Here is a 16,672-nt window from a genome sequence, read left to right as displayed (position 1 = left end):
GGGAGCGACACCTTTATGTCACAAGCACAAAGTATTTTATTAGAAAGCGGAACAAATGAATTAGAGATTGTTACGTACACTGTTGGTGAAAACCTATTTAGTATTAATGTAATGAAAGTACGTGAAATCATTAATCCATTCCCTGTTACAACTGTGCCAGAATCTCATCATGCAGTTGAAGGTGTTGTTCAAGTACGTGGTGAAATTTTACCTGTTATTAACTTAGCGATGGCTCTTAATTTAAAGTCAACAAAGCCACTTGATCAAACGAAATTTATCATCTCAGAATTAAACCAAATGAAAGTTATTTTCCGCGTTGATGAAGTGCATCGTATTCAACGTATTTCGTGGGAACAAATTGATGAACCAGCTTCATTATCTATGGGACTAGAAGAAACGACATCTGGTATTGTAAAACTAGATGGAAAAATCATCTTACTATTAGATTATGAAAAAATTGTATGTGAAATTAGCGGCACTGGTTATGACAATAAATCAATTGCAGGATTAGAACAAAAAACAGATCGAGCTGAAAAAGTAATTTACATTGCAGAAGATTCAGCGATGCTTCGCCAAATATTAGAAGAAACATTATCATCAGCTGGATATACGAAAATGAACTTCTTCAGCAATGGTGCAGAAGCGTTAGCACAAATTGAAAAATTAGCGAAAGAGCAAGGCGAAAAAATGTTTGAACATATTCACTTGCTAATTACGGATATTGAAATGCCAAAAATGGATGGACATCATTTAACGAAAGTGGTTAAGGATAGTGAAGTAATGAATCGTTTACCAGTCATTATTTTCTCTTCATTAATTACAAATGAATTATTCCATAAAGGTGAAGCTGTAGGAGCAAATGCTCAAGTAAGTAAGCCAGATATTCAAGAGCTAATTGGTTTAGTTGATAAGTTAGTGCTTTAAAAGCTTCTATTTAGCCGGAATAGAAGCTCTAGCCAAGTGTTGAGCGGTCAGTGCTTAATAGAGCCCTATGCGATGTTGAGATATAGGTAACTAGAAGAGCTGGTGTATAACATTTTTCTATTTAGTAGGAATAGAGGAACTACTTATGTAAGGAAGTTTTCAGTGCTTAATAGAGTCTCATGCGATGTGAGTTCAGAGGTATGAAGTAGTTTTAGGTAAGAAGAAGTGAGACTTCGATTGAGGATTTGAAGACTGGGTTTATAACTCTATTCTGTTAGAGAGAGGAAGGAATTAGCCAATGCTACATATGGCTAATTCCTTTTTAGTATTCTATACTTTAAGCTGGTAGAAAAATGAAAGGTTTCTTGGGTGTTTGTCGCTGTATGTGTGAATAATCTTTATTTAGAGATTTTTGATTTAAAAATATAAGCAAACGTATTTTCGATTGTTATTTTAGTAATATTTCGTGGTAACGCAAATTTTTTCGGTGAAAAAACATTTAAAATACCATATAATATAATTAAATGTAATTAATATGCAATTTTACATATTAATCAAAAAATATTTTCCAAATTTTTATACTTTCTATACATTTTTGTATGTTTATTATTTGACAGATAATTTCGAACTGTTATAATATGGATATGTAAAAATTGCTATTTTCTTAAAAGACATGGGAGTCAGATGAGAATTGTGAAAGGATGAGGGGGAGTGGCACAGATTATGTATCACCACACAGCAATTAATGTATTAGGTCTTTTACAAAACATGTCAAATAATAAAATGAACGATATGCAACTAGAGGTGGAATTTAAAAAAATAGAAAAAGAATTCCAAGTAAAGTATGAAGAATTAGTTGATTTACATAATAGAATGGTATTATTCCAAATAGATATAGAAAAAAATGGCGGGATGCGAGCATATGAAAAATCAACAATTACATGGCTGAAGTCTGAACTAGAGCTACTGTATGAAGTGTATCAATTTTGTCAGCGTCACGGTTTAAACATTTTAAATATTTCAAAATACGTAAGTAAAAATGAACTAAATCTTTTTCCTAAAACGGAAAGTCAATTGCAAAATACGTATTATAAATTGAAAAAACGTGAAATACCGTTTGAAAATATTGAAAAACAAAAACCGGGACGAAAGCGAAAATATATACCAGTAAAAGAGACAATCGTTGCAAGAAAACAAGAAAACGAGTACGAATTAAAAGAAGAAATCCAGCATAAAGAGGATGAAAAAAATCTTGTAACAGTTATATCTGGTATCGTTGATAACTTTGAAACAATTAATCAGTGTAGTGAAAGGAAAGAAGACGAACTACATCAGTTTATGGAAGGTATTTATAAGCTTTCTAGCATGGCGGCAGGGCGTTCTAGAGAAGCAAAGAATACACGTAGCTTAGAAGATGAATTGCAGTCGTTACAACTAGAAAATGAAAGGCTAAAACGAGAGAAAGAAGATCTTGTACAAGATATTAAAGGTATGACGCAGCTTTTAATTCATTTCATTACAAGTTCTGATATTGATCAAATACGTAAATTACCAACTTTCGTACAAGATTGTAAAATGGAATTACATAAACTAGGGCTATATAATGCACAGGACGGTAAAATGAAAATTATGGTTGATCGTAGCGGACAAGTTATGACCGTAACACAGTAATAAAATTTGGGTACAAAATAAAAGGGAGATACATAGTTTATATGTATTTCCCTTTTATTTTGTATGGAATCGTTCCAAAGAAGGAAGATGAATTTTTACGAGTGTAGTAGTTTAGAAACCATTTGCGGAATTTGATTTGCTTGTGAAACCATACTAAGCGCAACTTCAGTCAACAATCTGAACTTTAAAAAATCACTTATCTCCTGCGTCATATCCGCATCTTCAACTTGAGATACAGCATCTGTTAACGCCATACTTTGGCTATTTAAATTTTCAATATTGAACTGTAAACGATTTATCATAGAGCCAAGGTCGGCACGGTGAAGTGATACATTTTGTAAAGCCTCTTCAATTTTAAGAATCGCCGCGCTTGCTTCTTGTTCTGTTGAAATCTTGATGTCATGTTGTGTAGGGGAAGGGGGAATATGTTTCGTCATATGTACCGTATGACTGATATCGTCTAATGTAATAGGGCGGTTTTGACCGTCAAATACGGATAAATCATTAAATTCAGTTGTCTCGCTAATATAGCCAATTTGTTCTGTTAAAGATTGAAACTCTGTATTCAGTGAATCACGGTTTTTATTTGAATTCGTACCGTTCGTAGATTGAACGGCTAAATCACGCATACGCTGCAAAATATTCGTCACAGTTTGAAGGGCAGCTTCTGCCGTGCGAAGCATTGATATCGCATCCTCATTATTACGAATCGCCACGCGCATACCACTTGCTCTCGCATGCATTCGAGTCACAATTGCAATATTAGCGGGATTATCAGAAGCATGGTTTAACTTCTTACCAGTCGCCAAATGCTCCATTGACACATTTATACGTTTCTCATTCTCATACAACGACTGCCTAGCATTCATACTTAAAACATTCGTACCAATACGCATAATAGACACTCCTTATAGATTGATATAGTCAGTGTTCTAAAGTTAATAAACGGTTATGAAAAGATAAAAAGGCTTATGCTTATTTGCTATTTGTGTTTTAACATAAGAGGGGATCAAGATAAGCACTAACCGCTTCTATGCACCGCAGATGCTCTCTTCCACATAAAAAAGAAGGTTTTATAAATAATCTATCTATATAGAAAAAATAAACCTCTCCACAAGCAGAGAGGTTTATTCAGGAAACTAACTCAAATGGCTTATTGTAATAATTTAGAAACCATTTGAGGAGTTTGGTTAGCTTGAGAAAGCATGCTGATTCCAGCTTCGTTCAAGATTTTGAACTTAGTCATTTCAGACATTTCTTTCGCCATATCAGCGTCTTCGATTTGAGAAGCAGCTGAAGCCATGTTAGTAGCTTGGCTGTTTACGTTGTTTAAGTTATGGTCTAAACGGTTTAATTGAGAACCGAATGTTGCACGCATGTCAGCAACTGTTTGGATAGCTTTATCTAGTTGTACAATGGCACCTGCAGCATCATTATCTGCAGCAGGTGGTGCAGGCGGTGCAGGAGGCGTTACAGGTGCTGCAGGTGCTCCGATAGTTTTTGTAAGGCCAAGTCCTGTAGTAGCTGTTGCATCAACTGCTGTAAGTGTAAGGTTATCGCCAGATACATCAGAAAGCTGAATACTAATATTCTTATCTGTTCCAGCCTCAGCTAATAAACTTTTTCCGTTAAAGTTAGTTTTTCCTGCAATGTGATCAATTTCCTCTTGTAATGCCTTAAATTCTAAGTTTAGGGAATCTTTATCGTTGCCACCATTTGTCCCGTTTGCGGATTGAGTAGCAAGGTCACGCATACGAAGTAAGATGTTAGAAATAGAATTTAAAGCAGAATCAGTTGTACGTAAAGCAGACATAGCGTCTTGTGTATTACGAGCCCCAACATTTAATCCGCCTTCTTTTGCACGCATACGAGTAGCGATAGCTAAGCCAGCCGCATCGTCAGCCGCACTGTTGATTGATTTACCGCTAGATAAACGGTTCATCGCAGTGTTCATTTTGTCTTGGTTTTGTCGCATGTATTCTTGCGTACGCATGCTGTTAATATTTGTATTAATTCTCATGTTAAGAACCTCCAGTAGTCGATAAAATATAAAATTTACTATCCGTAGTACAGATAGTAAATTTTACTTTAAACGATCAAGTGAATTATTGTAATAATTTAGAAACCATTTGAGGAGTTTGGTTAGCTTGAGAAAGCATGCTAATTCCAGCCTCGTTTAAGATTTTGAATTTTGTCATGTTAGACATTTCTTTTGCCATATCTGCATCTTCAATTTGAGAAGCGGCCGCCGCCATATTAGTAGCTTGGCTTGTTACGTTGTTTAAGTTATGATCTAAACGGTTTAATTGAGAACCGAAAGTTGCTCTATTATCAGCAACTGTTTGAATAGCTTTATCCAGATTAGTAATAGCAGTACTTGCAGCAGCTGAAGTCTTAACATTTGTCCCAGCAGCTGTAAGTAGGTTATCAGCTTTTGCATCAATTGATGTAATTGTAAGTTTATCGCCAGATACATCAGAGAGTTGGATATCAATATTTGCTCCAGTTGCAGCTAATAAATTCTTGCCATTAAAGTTAGTTTTTTCAGCGATATGGTCAATTTCCTTGTGCAATTCTTGGAATTCTAAGTCTAAAGAATCTTGATCTTTACCACCATTTGTCCCGTTCGCGGATTGAGTAGCAATATCACGCATACGAAGTAAGATGTTAGAAATAGAATTCAAAGCAGAGTCAGTTGTACGTAAAGCAGACATAGCGTCTTGTGTGTTACGAGCCCCAACATTTAATCCGCCTTCTTTTGCACGCATACGAGTAGCGATAGCTAAGCCAGCCGCATCGTCAGCCGCACTGTTGATTGATTTACCGCTAGATAAACGATTCATCGCAGTGTTCATTTTGTCTTGGTTTTGTCGCATGTATTCTTGCGTACGCATGCTGTTAATATTTGTATTAATTCTCATGATAAGAGCCTCCAATAGCTTTTAGATATATATATAATTACTCTCTGTAATACAGAGAGTAAGAAACCATCAAATGAATTATTGTAATAATTTAGAAACCATTTGAGGAGTTTGGTTAGCTTGAGAAAGCATGCTAATACCAGCTTCGTTCAAGATTTTAAATTTCGTCATGTTAGACATTTCTTTTGCCATGTCAGCGTCTTCAATTTGAGAAGCGGCCGCTGACATATTAGTAGCTTGGCTGTTCACATTGTTTAAGTTATGGTCTAAACGATTTAATTGAGAACCGAATGTTGCACGCATGTCAGCAACTTTTTGGATAGCAGCGTCAAGTTCTTTAATTGATTCCGCAGCATCACCGGTGCCTGCCGCATCGCCAATAGTTTTTGTAAGGTTAAATCCTGTAGCACCTGTTGTTGCATCAACAGTTTTAATTGTAAGATTATCGCCAGATACATCAGAAAGCTGAATATTAATATCCTTAGTTGGATCAGCCTTAGCTAATAAATTCTTTCCATTAAAGTTAGTCTTACCAGCGATATGATCAATTTCTTCTTTTAATTCCTTAAATTCCAATTGTAAAGAATCTTGATCTTTACCACCATTTGTCCCGTTCGCAGATTGCGTAGCAAGGTCACGCATACGAAGTAAGATGTTAGAAATAGAATTTAAAGCAGAATCAGTTGTACGTAAAGCAGACATAGCGTCTTGTGTATTACGAGCCCCAACATTTAATCCGCCTTCTTTTGCACGCATACGAGTAGCGATAGCTAAGCCAGCCGCATCGTCAGCCGCACTGTTGATTGATTTACCGCTAGATAAACGGTTCATCGCAGTGTTCATTTTGTCTTGGTTTTGTCGCATGTATTCTTGCGTACGCATGCTGTTAATATTTGTATTAATTCTCATGTTAAGAACCTCCAGTAGTCGATAAAATATAAAATTTACTATCCGTAGTACAGATAGTAAATTTTACTTTAAACGATCAAGTGAATTATTGTAATAATTTAGAAACCATTTGAGGAGTTTGGTTAGCTTGAGAAAGCATGCTAATTCCAGCCTCGTTTAAGATTTTGAATTTTGTCATGTTAGACATTTCTTTTGCCATGTCAGCGTCTTCGATTTGCGAAGCAGAAGCCGCCATATTAGTAGATTGGCTGTTGACATTGTTTAAGTTATGATCTAAGCGATTTAATTGAGAACCGAAAGTAGCTCTATTATCAGCAACTGTTTGAATAGCTGTATCAAGCTCAGTAATAGCAGCACTAGCGTCTGTCGCAGTAGTAATATCTTTTGTAATTTTAAGGTCCGCTGCTTTGGCACTAACACTTGAAATTGTAAGTTTATCACCAGATACATCAGAAAGTTGAACGTCAATATCAGTTCCTGCTCCAGCTAGTAATTTTTTACCGTTAAAATTAGTTTCACCAGCAATGTGATCAATTTCTGTTTTTAATGCTGCAAATTCTAAGTTTAAAGATTTTTGGTCTTCTGTACCATTCGTACCGTTCGCAGATTGCGTAGCAAGGTCACGCATACGAAGTAAGATGTTAGAAATAGAATTCAAAGCAGAATCAGTTGTACGTAAAGCAGACATAGCGTCTTGTGTGTTACGAGCCCCAACATTTAATCCGCCCTCTTTTGCACGCATACGAGTAGCGATAGCTAAACCAGCCGCATCGTCAGCCGCACTGTTGATTGATTTACCGCTAGATAAACGGTTCATAGAAGTGTTCATTTTGTCTTGGTTTTGTCGCATGTACTCTTGCGTACGCATGCTGTTAATGTTTGTATTAATTCTCATGTTAAGAAACCCCCATTTTTTTATATTGATTTTTCTGTTAATTGTTAAACGTAAATATGCAAAAAAATCAATTTCGAGATTAATTGTAATCCTTGGTATATATCGTGTCAACGAATAATTGTAATTATTGAATATAAAAAAATGATAATTTCCTATTTGTTCATTTTTTTATTACAATATTATCAAAAGGATTATTGCAAACTTTAAAAAAAAACTCTAATATTAGATTATCTTTGTTTACCGAAAAGGTGATATTATGATAGTTGGAAATATAGTAAAAGAAGTGCTTGCATATAAAAAAGGACAAATTCAGCAAAAGCTAAGTAGTCCACAAGCATTCGTTAGTAGTCGTTTTCAAGAGAAGTTGCAGAGTGAGCCTGCGAAGGAGACGAAAGAAACTACGCAGCCGGCAAAAGTAGAAGATATGAGTCAGCCGGTACAATCTACGAAAATAGAAGCGGTTGTTAATAAGCCGGTAGAAACTATTAATAAAGTAGAGGAAGCGAGTAAGTCTGAAGAAAAGGCTGAAACGAAGAAAGCAGATGAAGTGCAAGTTGCGCAAAAAGAGTTTGAACGACGTTTCCCAGAAACGAAAAATGAGGCTGTTGATACGTGGGAATTAACGAAGAAGTATAATATTCAAAAAATACGTTCTTCCAATGAAGGGAAGTATGAGGATATTATTGATCGTGTAAGTCGTACATACGGAATTCCGAAAACGTTAATTCAAAAAATGATTGAAGTAGAGTCTAATTTTAATCCGAAAACGGTGTCACATGCAGGTGCGATGGGTCTTATGCAGCTTATGCCAGCGAATGTGAAGGAGATGGGTGTGAAGAATCCATTTTCACCAGCTGAAAGTATTGAAGGTGGCGTAAAAGAGTTAAGCGGTTATTTAAAGAAAAATAACGGCGACTTAGTATTGGCGCTTGCTTCTTATAATGCTGGTCCTGGGAATGTGAGGAAGTACGGAGGCGTACCGCCATTTAAAGAAACGCAAGGATATATTAAAAAAATATTAAATATCGACGTTTCAAAATAAGAAGTTTCATATATAGAGAGAACATGAAATTTTCGTGAACATGATATGGGAGTTGGCTAGATTTGAAATTACAAGATGATATTCCGTTAACAATTTATTTTGAAATCGGAAATACGAAAAAGAAAATTGAAGATCTGCTTCATATTACGAAAGGTACATTGTATCGTCTTGAAAATTCAACGAAAAATACGGTGCGTCTTATGCTTGAGAATGAAGAGATTGGAACCGGAAAGATTTTGACGAAGAATGGGAAGATGTACGTTGAAATCGTTGAATTGAAAAGGTAGGGAAGGGGATTGTCATGAGTGGCGAAAAATTAAGCCAAGAGCAAATTGATGCCCTGCTGAAGGCGGTAAATGAAGGCGAGGAAATGCCAGCTTTCGCACAAGAAGCAGGAAAGCAAGAGAAATTTCAAGAGTATGATTTTAATAGACCAGAGAAGTTCGGTGTTGAGCATTTACGTAGTTTGCAAGCGATTGCTTCTACGTTTGGAAAACAGACGTCACAGACGTTATCAGCGCGTATGCGTATTCCAATTGAACTAGAGCCTTCAACAGTTGAGCAAGTTCCATTTACGAGTGAGTATGTGGAGAAAATGCCGAAAGATTATTATTTATATTGCGTGATTGATCTCGGTTTGCCAGAGCTTGGAGAAATTGTTATTGAGATTGATTTAGCATTCGTTATTTATATTCATGAATGTTGGCTTGGCGGAGATAGTAAGCGTAACTTTACGATGCGCAGACCGTTAACAGCATTTGAGTTTTTAACGCTTGATAATATATTCTTGCTTCTTTGTAAAAATTTAGAGCAATCATTTGAAAGTGTTGTTGCGATTGAACCGAAATTTGTAACGACAGAAACAGATCCAAATGCATTAAAGATTACGACAGCGAGCGATATCATTTCATTACTTAACGTAAATATGAAAACAGAGTTTTGGAATACGACGGTGCGTATCGGAATTCCATTCTTATCTGTTGAAGAAATTATGGATAAGTTAACGTCTGAAAATATTGTCGAACATTCTTCAGACAAGCGTAAAAAGTATACGTCTGAAGTGGAAATGAAAGTAAATCAAGTGTACAAACCTGTTCACGTTGCAATTGGTGAGCAGAAAATGACAATGAGTGAGATTGAACAAATTGAAGAAGGCGATATTATTCCGCTTCATACGAAAGTTTCGGATGAATTACTTGGTTATGTAGATGGAAAGCATAAATTTAATTGTTTTATTGGAAAAGATGGAACGCGTAAGGCGCTCCTATTTAAAAGTTTTGTAGAGTAGGAGGATCCATATGAAGCATGAAGTATCTCCCGTGTCATTAATGGGATTAGAAGATTTTGCAGGAAAGCGAAATGAAGCAGGCAAAGCACATATCGATACTGTTTCAGATATTTCGATTGAACTTGGTGTAAAGCTTGGAAAGTCATCTATTACGCTTGGTGATGTAAAGCAGTTAAAAGTTGGCGATGTTCTTGAAGTAGAGAAAAACTTAGGACATAAAGTAGATGTGTATTTAAGTAATATGAAAGTCGGCATCGGTGAAGCAATCGTAATGGACGAGAAATTCGGTATTATCATTTCTGAAATTGAAGCTGATAAGAAACAAGCGGCGCTTATGAAAGCGCAAAGTCAAATGCAAGATAAAGAGTAGAGGAGGAGTCATATGTCGTATATGACGACCTTATTTCAAGTCGTTTTACTGTTTGGTGCGCTCGGTTACGGTGCATATTATATGACGAAAAAGACGCGCAAACAGCAGTTTTTTAAGCAGGGTGAAAATGGCCATATTCAAGTAAAAGACGGCGTGTATTTAAATCATCAAACGAGTGCCTTTTTATTTGAAGTGGACGGAAAGCAAGTGTTCACTGTTATTAGTAATAACGGTGTGCAGTCTGTGCAATTAACCGGAACAGGAAATCAGTTTCAACAAGCACTAGAAGACGCGGTGAAGACTGAAACGAAAAAAGTAGAGGATCCATCATGAGAATAAAGAAACAGTTATCATTATTAGCCGTTATTTTCGTATTTTCTATCGTTTTTTCAATTATTTTTGTAAATCCAGCGTATGCGGCCCCGAACGGTTTTATTAATTTCGAAAATGGAAAAGAGTTTACGAGTAATTCAAGTGTACAACTATTTGCGCTCGTTACCCTTTTATCATTATCTTCTTCTATCGTTCTATTATTTACACATTTTACTTATTTTATGATCGTTCTTGGGATTACACGTCAAGGACTTGGGGTAATGAATTTACCACCAAACCAAGTGCTTGTTGGACTTGCATTATTTTTATCACTCTTTACGATGCAGCCTGTACTCGGGCAACTGAAGAGCGATGTGTGGGATCCGATGACGAAAGAGAAAATAACAGTAAGCCAAGCTGCGGAAACGACAGCTCCTATTATGAAAGAATATATGTCAAAGCATACGTATAAGCATGATTTGAAAATGATGCTGAAAGTACGCGGAGAAGAGTTGCCGAAAGATTTGAAAGATCTTTCCTTATTTACACTTGTACCATCCTTTACGTTAACGCAAATTCAAAAAGGTTTACTAACAGGGATGTTCATTTATTTAGCGTTTGTATTTATAGATTTGATTATTAGTACACTTTTAATGTACCTCGGGATGATGATGGTACCGCCGATGATTTTAAGTTTACCGTTTAAAATACTCGTTTTCGTATATTTAGGTGGATATACAAAAATTGTCGATATTATGTTTAAGACGGTCGCCTGAAGCGTTTGATGCTATGTGATAGGAGTCATATAAATGAATACGTCACCAATTATAGATATTTTCCAAACCTTTTTTTATAAAGGGGTTATGATTTTAATGCCGATTGCCGTTGTAAGTCTGATTGTCGTTATTATTATCGCGGTTATTATGGCAATGATGCAAATTCAAGAACAAACGCTGACGTTTTTACCGAAAATGGCGAGTATTGTGCTCGTTATTATCATTTTAGGTCCGTGGATGTTCCAAGAGTTAACGATGCTTATTTTAGATTTATTTGATAAAATCCCATCGCTATTGCGTTCATACTAAGATAGGTGAACTGAAATGAATATGGAATTATGGGCGGCAACGTTTTTTGCGTTTTGTCGCATTACTTCATTTTTATATTTTTTACCGTTTTTCTCAGGCCGATCCATTCCAGCAATGGCGAAGGTTACTGTTGGACTTGCTCTTTCAATTACAGTGGCTGATCAAGTGGATGTCTCTCACATCAAGACAGTTTGGGACGTTGCAGCTTATGCAGGAACGCAAATTGTAATTGGATTATCACTTTCAAAAATTGTAGAAATGCTGTGGAACATTCCGAAAATGGCCGGGCATATTTTAGACTTTGATATCGGTTTATCACAAGCAAGTTTGTTTGATGTAAATGCGGGCTCACAGTCTACTTTACTATCAACCATTTTTGATATATTTTTTCTCATTATTTTTATTTCACTTGGCGGCATTAATTATTTCGTTGCCACGATTTTAAAGTCGTTTCAATATACAGAGGCGATTTCAAAATTGCTGACGACTAGTTTCTTAGATAGTCTACTCGCAACGCTATTATTTGCGATCACATCAGCGGTTGAAATTGCTCTTCCGCTTATGGGAAGTTTATTCATCATTAACTTTGTTCTAATTTTAATTGCAAAAAACGCTCCGCAATTAAACGTTTTTATGAATGCATACGTAATTAAAATTACATGTGGTATTTTGTTTATTGCGATGAGTGTACCGATGCTCGGTTATGTGTTTAAAAATATGACGGATGTATTACTTGAAGAATATACGAAACTATTTAACTTTTTCTTAACGAAGTAGGGGGACGCGCATGGCAAAGGATAATAAAACAGAAAAGGCCACCCCGCAGAAGCGTAAAAAATCGCGTGAAGAAGGGAATATTGCCCGGAGTAAAGATTTAAATAATTTATTTTCCATTCTCGTATTAGCAGTTGTCGTTTATTTCTTCGGAGATTGGCTAGGGTATGAGATTGCAAATTCCGTAGCGGTGCTGTTTGATCAAATTGGAAAAAATACAGATTCAACCGAGTATTTTTATTTAATGGGGATTTTATTACTGAAAGTATCAGCTCCGATATTAATACTCGTATACGCTTTTCATTTATTCAATTATATGATTCAAGTAGGCTTCCTATTTTCTTCTAAAGTCATTAAACCGAAAGCGTCACGTATTAATCCGAAAAACTATTTTACGAGACTGTTTAGTCGTAAAAGTTTAGTAGATATTTTGAAATCACTGTTTTATATGGGATTAATCGGTTACGTCGCTTACGTTCTCTTTAAAAAGAATTTAGAGAAAATTGTCAGTATGATTGGATTTAACTGGACTGCATCACTTACTGAAATTATTAGGGAAATTAAATTTATTTTCTTAGCAATTTTAATTATTTTAATCGTTCTTTCTATTATTGATTTCATTTATCAAAAATGGGAGTACGAGCAAGATATTAAGATGAAAAAAGAAGAAGTGAAACAAGAGCATAAAGATAATGAAGGGGACCCGCAAGTTAAAGGGAAACGAAAAAACTTTATGCATGCAATCTTGCAAGGAACAATTGCGAAGAAGATGGATGGCGCAACGTTTATTGTAAACAACCCGACTCATATTTCGGTCGTACTTCGTTACAATAAACACGTTGATGCAGCACCAATTGTCGTTGCAAAAGGGGAAGATGAGCTCGCATTATATATACGAACGCTTGCCCGTGAACAAGAAATACCAATGGTGGAAAACCGTCCACTTGCTCGTTCTTTATATTATCAAGTCGAGGAAGATATGGCGATTCCAGAAGATTTATACGTAGCTGTAATTGAAGTTATGCGCTATTTAATTCAGACGAACGAACTTGAAGTATAATAGCGCGTTTGGAGGAGATCTCTTTGTTTAAGATAGATTCTGCAAGAACCTATTTTTCTATCTTTTTAGCAGCGTCATTCGTAGTGGCGCTCTTAATTCCACTTCCACCATTTATACTTGATATCATTATCGTTTTTCTACTAAGTATGTCAGTACTTATTTATATGCGAGCGACAAGTATTAACGAGTGGGATGAATTAAAGTCATTTCCGACGATGTTGTTATTAATCGGGATTTTCCGCGTATCGATTAACGTTTCGACGACGCGAGCGATTTTGACAGACGGAAATGCCGGTCATGTTATTGAAGAGTTCGGCCAGTTCGTAATTGGCGGAAACTTATTAATTGGTATCGTTATTTTTACCGTATTAATCATATTCCAGTTTATCGTTGCAAACGGTGCATCGCGTACAGCTGAAGTAGCAGCTCGTTTTACACTTGATTCTTTACCAGGGAAACAAATGTCTATCGATGCTGATTTAAACCAGCGTATTATTTCAGAAAAAGATGCACAAGCAAAACGAAAAAAATTAAATATGGAAACAGAGTTTTACGGAGCGATGGATGGTGCCGGGAAGTTCATTAAAGGGGACGTTATTTTCGGGATTGTCATTTTATTCGTAAACATTATTTTCGGTTTAATTGTCGGAATGATGCAGCAAGGAATGAGCTTTGCAGATGCGGCTCTTCATTATACACAGTTAACTGTCGGTGACGGAATCGTAAACCAAATTGGATCGCTTATGCTTGCGATTTCAACTGGTATTATCGTAACGCGTGTATTTGATGGTTCACCGGATACGGTAACGGAAGGAATCTTTAAAGAGTTATTAGCACATGAAGTTGTTGTATATGCGCTCGGTGGTTTGTTTATCGCAATGGGTATTTTTACTCCGCTACCGTTTCTACCATTCGCACTCGTTGGCGGAACGATTATCTTCTTAGGCATTCGTAATAAAAATCGAATAAAGAAAGAAAAAGAAGACGAGCTTCAAAAAGAAATAGAAATGATTCAAGGCGAAGATGAGCAACTGCAACAAGTGGAAGATTCATTTGGAGTATTTACGGATAAATATCCAATTATAGTAGAACTCGGTTTAGATTTAGCAGCACTTGTAAAGCAGAAAATTAACGGGGAAACAGCGCGTGATAAAGTTGTTCTTATGAGGAAGTCAATTATTACTGACCTTGGTATTAACGTTCCTGGAATTAACTTTAAAGATAATACGAGTTTTAGACCACGCGGACGTTACATTATTCGAATTAAAGGTGCGAAGGCGGCTGAGGGTGTTTTAAAATCAGGTTATTTATTAGCATTGAAAACGCCAAACGTAATGGCTGATTTAGATGCAGAGCCAGCGAAAGATCCAATTTTCGGTGAAGATGGATATTGGATTTTAGAGCATATGGTGCAAGATGCACAAATGAAAGGCTATCAAGTGTTAGAGCCACTTAGCATATTAATTACACATTTAGATGTTGTCGTTAGACGCAATCTTCACGAATTAATTCAGCGCCAACATGTAAAAGATTTAATTAATTCGCTTGAAAATGATAATGGCGTTCTATTAGAAGAGATTAAGAAGAAAGAAATTGATTTATCACTCGTTCAAAATGTTATTAAACAACTTCTAAAAGAAGGTATTTCTATTCGTGATTTACCAACAATTATTGAAGGTATTATTGACGGCAAAGAAATTTATCAAAACCACGTTGACGGTGTGACATCATTTGTTCGTGAATGTATTTCAAAAGTTATTTGTGAAAATGCGAAAAATCCAGACGGAAAAATATATGCAGCGCTCTTCTCTGATTCAATCGAGTTAGATGCGGATGTTGTGAATAATTCATATCAAGGTTACTTATTAAACTGGGATTTAGATTTAGAAACACGTGTCGTTGAGCAAGTGCAGCGCGTCTTTAAACAAGCACGTTTAATGGGAAGAGAACCAGTGTTATTAACACGTAGAAAAGATTTTAGATTTGCGATTGTAAGACTGCTAGAACGTTATCAAGTGGAAGCACAAGTACTTTGTATTAGCGAATTAGCACCAGAAATTGTTGTGGATCAAATTGCCTATATTGAATAGTAGGGGGTGAAGTAATGGAAAGTACAGAAAAGAAAGAAGCGTTAATGCGAATAAAAGCAGCTTCGAAAAATGAATTGTATCGAAAGTTATTTGACCAATATGGTACAGATTATTATTACGTTGTCGATGAAAGTGTAAAACGAAATATACCGTTTTTTTGGAAAAAGGATTATGAAATGTTAGTTGCTTTTCCAGAAGAAAAACAGGAAGAAGTGAATGAAGGTACAGCTCAATTTCATGAACAGTTAATGGATGTTGTGAATGATCCTTCAGAACAAATTGTGAAGGCGAATGGAATTCAATCAGTACTGCACAATTTAGAAAATGTAACGACTCCTATGTCATACGCGGCGATGCAAACAGGAAATAGTGAAGAATGGGCAAGAAAAAAAGAGAAACTATTAAAGCTGTTTGAAAAAGGAATTGTCGTGGTGAAACAGACGAAAGAAACGGAAGTAACGAAAAAGAAAAAAGTTGTGAAACAAGTCGTTCCACTAAAGAAAGAAGAAGTGGTTACAAAGAAAGAAAACCAAGAATCTGTACCGTTTATTATTCAAAAAGTAATTCGGATGCTAGAACAAAACGATGTGGAACAATATTTCATTCATGCATATGCTGAAAAGTTAAAAATAAAGTTTGAAAATGCAACGATGATTACGGAAGAAGAAGTTATCAGGTACATATTGGAAGATATGAAATCTCATTTCAATACGGAAAACGTCTTTGAAAAAGAAGTACAAACAATTGCATTAATCGGTCCAACTGGCGTTGGTAAAACGACGACACTGGCGAAAATGGCATGGCAATTTCACGGTAAGAACAAAACAGTTGGTTTTATAACGACAGATCATTCGCGCATAGGGACAGTGCAGCAATTGCAAGATAACGTAAAGACAATTGGATCGGAAGTAATTGCTGTACGTGATGAAGCTGCAATGACAAGAGCGCTTACGTATTTTAAAGAAGAAGCACGCGTCGATTATATTTTAATTGATACAGCAGGGAAAAATTATCGTACGTCAGAAACAGTGGAAGAAATGATTGAAACGATGGGACAAGTAGAACCAGATTATATTTGTTTAACGTTATCAGCTTCTATGAAAAGTAAAGATATGATTGAAATCATTACAAACTTTAAAGATATTCATATAGATGGTATTGTGTTTACGAAATTTGATGAAACAGCAAGTAGTGGCGAATTGTTGAAAATTCCAGCGGTATCATCAGCTCCTATTGTATTAATGACAGATGGCCAAGACATAAAGAAAAATATACATATCGCTACAGCTGAACATTTAGCAAAACAAATGTTACAAACATCGTAGAAAAGA

At 35.9% G+C, this 16,672-nt stretch carries 17 protein-coding genes and 1 pseudogene; 13 read left to right on the top strand and 5 right to left on the bottom strand.

What is annotated here, in order from left to right; genetic code table 11:
- Positions 1 to 15 precede the first annotated feature (15 nt).
- The gene (locus tag IQ781_RS07195; RefSeq protein WP_000075943.1) at positions 16 to 924 is read left to right on the top strand and encodes a chemotaxis protein; all 909 of its coding nucleotides are present in this window, start codon (positions 16 to 18) and stop codon (positions 922 to 924) included.
- Between the two features lie 723 nt (positions 925 to 1,647).
- Positions 1,648 to 2,595: a DNA-binding domain-containing protein gene (locus IQ781_RS07190; protein ID WP_000274687.1), complete on the top strand. Its 948-nt coding sequence runs from the start codon at positions 1,648 to 1,650 to the stop codon at positions 2,593 to 2,595.
- A 95-nt stretch (positions 2,596 to 2,690) separates the two neighbouring features.
- On the opposite strand, the gene IQ781_RS07185 is transcribed toward IQ781_RS07190, so the two are convergent.
- From IQ781_RS07185 to IQ781_RS07165, 5 genes are all read right to left on the bottom strand, one after another.
- Positions 2,691 to 3,491, bottom strand: a complete 801-nt coding sequence (locus tag IQ781_RS07185; protein ID WP_048657003.1) for a flagellin N-terminal helical domain-containing protein — start codon at positions 3,489 to 3,491, stop codon at positions 2,691 to 2,693.
- A 257-nt stretch (positions 3,492 to 3,748) separates the two neighbouring features.
- Entirely contained in the window at positions 3,749 to 4,615 is an 867-nt protein-coding gene (locus IQ781_RS07180) for a flagellin N-terminal helical domain-containing protein (protein ID WP_050252173.1), read from the bottom strand.
- A gap of 85 nt (positions 4,616 to 4,700) precedes the next feature.
- Positions 4,701 to 5,516, bottom strand: a complete 816-nt coding sequence (locus IQ781_RS07175; protein ID WP_048657275.1) for a flagellin N-terminal helical domain-containing protein — start codon at positions 5,514 to 5,516, stop codon at positions 4,701 to 4,703.
- Between the two features lie 78 nt (positions 5,517 to 5,594).
- Positions 5,595 to 6,425, bottom strand: coding sequence for a flagellin N-terminal helical domain-containing protein (locus tag IQ781_RS07170; RefSeq protein WP_050292889.1), 831 nt, complete (start codon positions 6,423 to 6,425; stop codon positions 5,595 to 5,597).
- Between the two features lie 85 nt (positions 6,426 to 6,510).
- The gene (locus tag IQ781_RS07165; RefSeq protein ID WP_142408549.1) at positions 6,511 to 7,320 is read right to left on the bottom strand and encodes a flagellin N-terminal helical domain-containing protein; all 810 of its coding nucleotides are present in this window, start codon (positions 7,318 to 7,320) and stop codon (positions 6,511 to 6,513) included.
- 256 nt (positions 7,321 to 7,576) lie between these two features.
- Here IQ781_RS07165 and IQ781_RS07160 point away from each other — a divergent pair.
- From IQ781_RS07160 to flhF, 11 genes and pseudogenes are all read left to right on the top strand, one after another.
- Positions 7,577 to 8,341, top strand: a pseudogene (locus tag IQ781_RS07160) (lytic transglycosylase domain-containing protein); the annotation flags it as partial.
- Positions 8,342 to 8,424: 83 nt separating this feature from the next.
- Complete coding sequence (locus IQ781_RS07155) at positions 8,425 to 8,649, top strand: flagellar motor switch protein FliN (protein WP_000775712.1); 225 nt, start codon at positions 8,425 to 8,427, stop codon at positions 8,647 to 8,649.
- Between the two features lie 14 nt (positions 8,650 to 8,663).
- The gene (fliM, locus tag IQ781_RS07150) at positions 8,664 to 9,650 is read left to right on the top strand and encodes a flagellar motor switch protein FliM (protein WP_016117526.1); all 987 of its coding nucleotides are present in this window, start codon (positions 8,664 to 8,666) and stop codon (positions 9,648 to 9,650) included.
- A gap of 10 nt (positions 9,651 to 9,660) precedes the next feature.
- On the top strand, positions 9,661 to 10,020 hold the full coding sequence (fliN, locus tag IQ781_RS07145; RefSeq protein ID WP_000680010.1) for a flagellar motor switch protein FliN: 360 nt from the start codon (positions 9,661 to 9,663) through the stop codon (positions 10,018 to 10,020).
- 12 nt (positions 10,021 to 10,032) lie between these two features.
- The gene (locus IQ781_RS07140) at positions 10,033 to 10,353 is read left to right on the top strand and encodes a hypothetical protein (RefSeq protein WP_000121178.1); all 321 of its coding nucleotides are present in this window, start codon (positions 10,033 to 10,035) and stop codon (positions 10,351 to 10,353) included.
- On the top strand, positions 10,350 to 11,108 hold the full coding sequence (locus IQ781_RS07135; RefSeq protein WP_001220582.1) for a flagellar type III secretion system pore protein FliP: 759 nt from the start codon (positions 10,350 to 10,352) through the stop codon (positions 11,106 to 11,108). The genes IQ781_RS07140 and IQ781_RS07135 overlap by 4 nt, the downstream gene beginning before the upstream one ends.
- Before the next feature lie 33 nt (positions 11,109 to 11,141).
- Entirely contained in the window at positions 11,142 to 11,417 is a 276-nt protein-coding gene (locus IQ781_RS07130) for a flagellar biosynthetic protein FliQ (protein WP_001098080.1), read from the top strand.
- Positions 11,418 to 11,432: 15 nt separating this feature from the next.
- Positions 11,433 to 12,194 carry a flagellar biosynthetic protein FliR gene (locus IQ781_RS07125; protein ID WP_001055718.1) on the top strand — a complete coding sequence of 254 codons (762 nt, stop codon included), beginning with the start codon at positions 11,433 to 11,435 and terminating at the stop codon, positions 12,192 to 12,194.
- A 10-nt stretch (positions 12,195 to 12,204) separates the two neighbouring features.
- On the top strand, positions 12,205 to 13,251 hold the full coding sequence (gene flhB / locus IQ781_RS07120; RefSeq protein WP_001040112.1) for a flagellar type III secretion system protein FlhB: 1,047 nt from the start codon (positions 12,205 to 12,207) through the stop codon (positions 13,249 to 13,251).
- A gap of 23 nt (positions 13,252 to 13,274) precedes the next feature.
- Positions 13,275 to 15,341: a flagellar biosynthesis protein FlhA gene (flhA, locus tag IQ781_RS07115; RefSeq protein ID WP_000472534.1), complete on the top strand. Its 2,067-nt coding sequence runs from the start codon at positions 13,275 to 13,277 to the stop codon at positions 15,339 to 15,341.
- A 14-nt stretch (positions 15,342 to 15,355) separates the two neighbouring features.
- Positions 15,356 to 16,666: a flagellar biosynthesis GTPase FlhF gene (gene flhF / locus IQ781_RS07110; protein ID WP_000446167.1), complete on the top strand. Its 1,311-nt coding sequence runs from the start codon at positions 15,356 to 15,358 to the stop codon at positions 16,664 to 16,666.
- Positions 16,667 to 16,672 lie beyond the last annotated feature (6 nt).

This window comes from Bacillus sp. N447-1, from assembly GCF_022701035.1.
GTDB classification, from domain to species: Bacteria; Bacillota; Bacilli; order Bacillales; family Bacillaceae_G; genus Bacillus_A; species Bacillus_A cereus.
The sequence above is the reverse complement of the archived record's forward strand: the minus strand, read 5'-3'. Positions and strand labels throughout refer to the sequence as shown.

Excerpts from the sequence above, each read along its gene's own strand:
- IQ781_RS07135 (WP_001220582.1), top strand. The coding sequence starts at position 10,350 with ATGAGAATAAAGAAACAGTTATCATTATTAGCCGTTATTTTCGTATTT.
- IQ781_RS07140 (WP_000121178.1), top strand. The coding sequence starts at position 10,033 with ATGTCGTATATGACGACCTTATTTCAAGTCGTTTTACTGTTTGGTGCG.
- flhB (WP_001040112.1), top strand. The coding sequence starts at position 12,205 with ATGGCAAAGGATAATAAAACAGAAAAGGCCACCCCGCAGAAGCGTAAA.
- IQ781_RS07170 (WP_050292889.1), bottom strand. The coding sequence starts at position 6,425 with ATGAGAATTAATACAAATATTAACAGCATGCGTACGCAAGAATACATG.
- IQ781_RS07190 (WP_000274687.1), top strand. The coding sequence starts at position 1,648 with ATGTATCACCACACAGCAATTAATGTATTAGGTCTTTTACAAAACATG.
- fliM (WP_016117526.1), top strand. The coding sequence starts at position 8,664 with ATGAGTGGCGAAAAATTAAGCCAAGAGCAAATTGATGCCCTGCTGAAG.
- IQ781_RS07195 (WP_000075943.1), top strand. The coding sequence starts at position 16 with ATGTCACAAGCACAAAGTATTTTATTAGAAAGCGGAACAAATGAATTA.
- IQ781_RS07125 (WP_001055718.1), top strand. The coding sequence starts at position 11,433 with ATGAATATGGAATTATGGGCGGCAACGTTTTTTGCGTTTTGTCGCATT.
- IQ781_RS07185 (WP_048657003.1), bottom strand. The coding sequence starts at position 3,491 with ATGCGTATTGGTACGAATGTTTTAAGTATGAATGCTAGGCAGTCGTTG.
- IQ781_RS07165 (WP_142408549.1), bottom strand. The coding sequence starts at position 7,320 with ATGAGAATTAATACAAACATTAACAGCATGCGTACGCAAGAGTACATG.
- fliN (WP_000680010.1), top strand. The coding sequence starts at position 9,661 with ATGAAGCATGAAGTATCTCCCGTGTCATTAATGGGATTAGAAGATTTT.
- IQ781_RS07130 (WP_001098080.1), top strand. The coding sequence starts at position 11,142 with ATGAATACGTCACCAATTATAGATATTTTCCAAACCTTTTTTTATAAA.
- flhF (WP_000446167.1), top strand. The coding sequence starts at position 15,356 with ATGGAAAGTACAGAAAAGAAAGAAGCGTTAATGCGAATAAAAGCAGCT.
- IQ781_RS07175 (WP_048657275.1), bottom strand. The coding sequence starts at position 5,516 with ATGAGAATTAATACAAATATTAACAGCATGCGTACGCAAGAATACATG.
- IQ781_RS07180 (WP_050252173.1), bottom strand. The coding sequence starts at position 4,615 with ATGAGAATTAATACAAATATTAACAGCATGCGTACGCAAGAATACATG.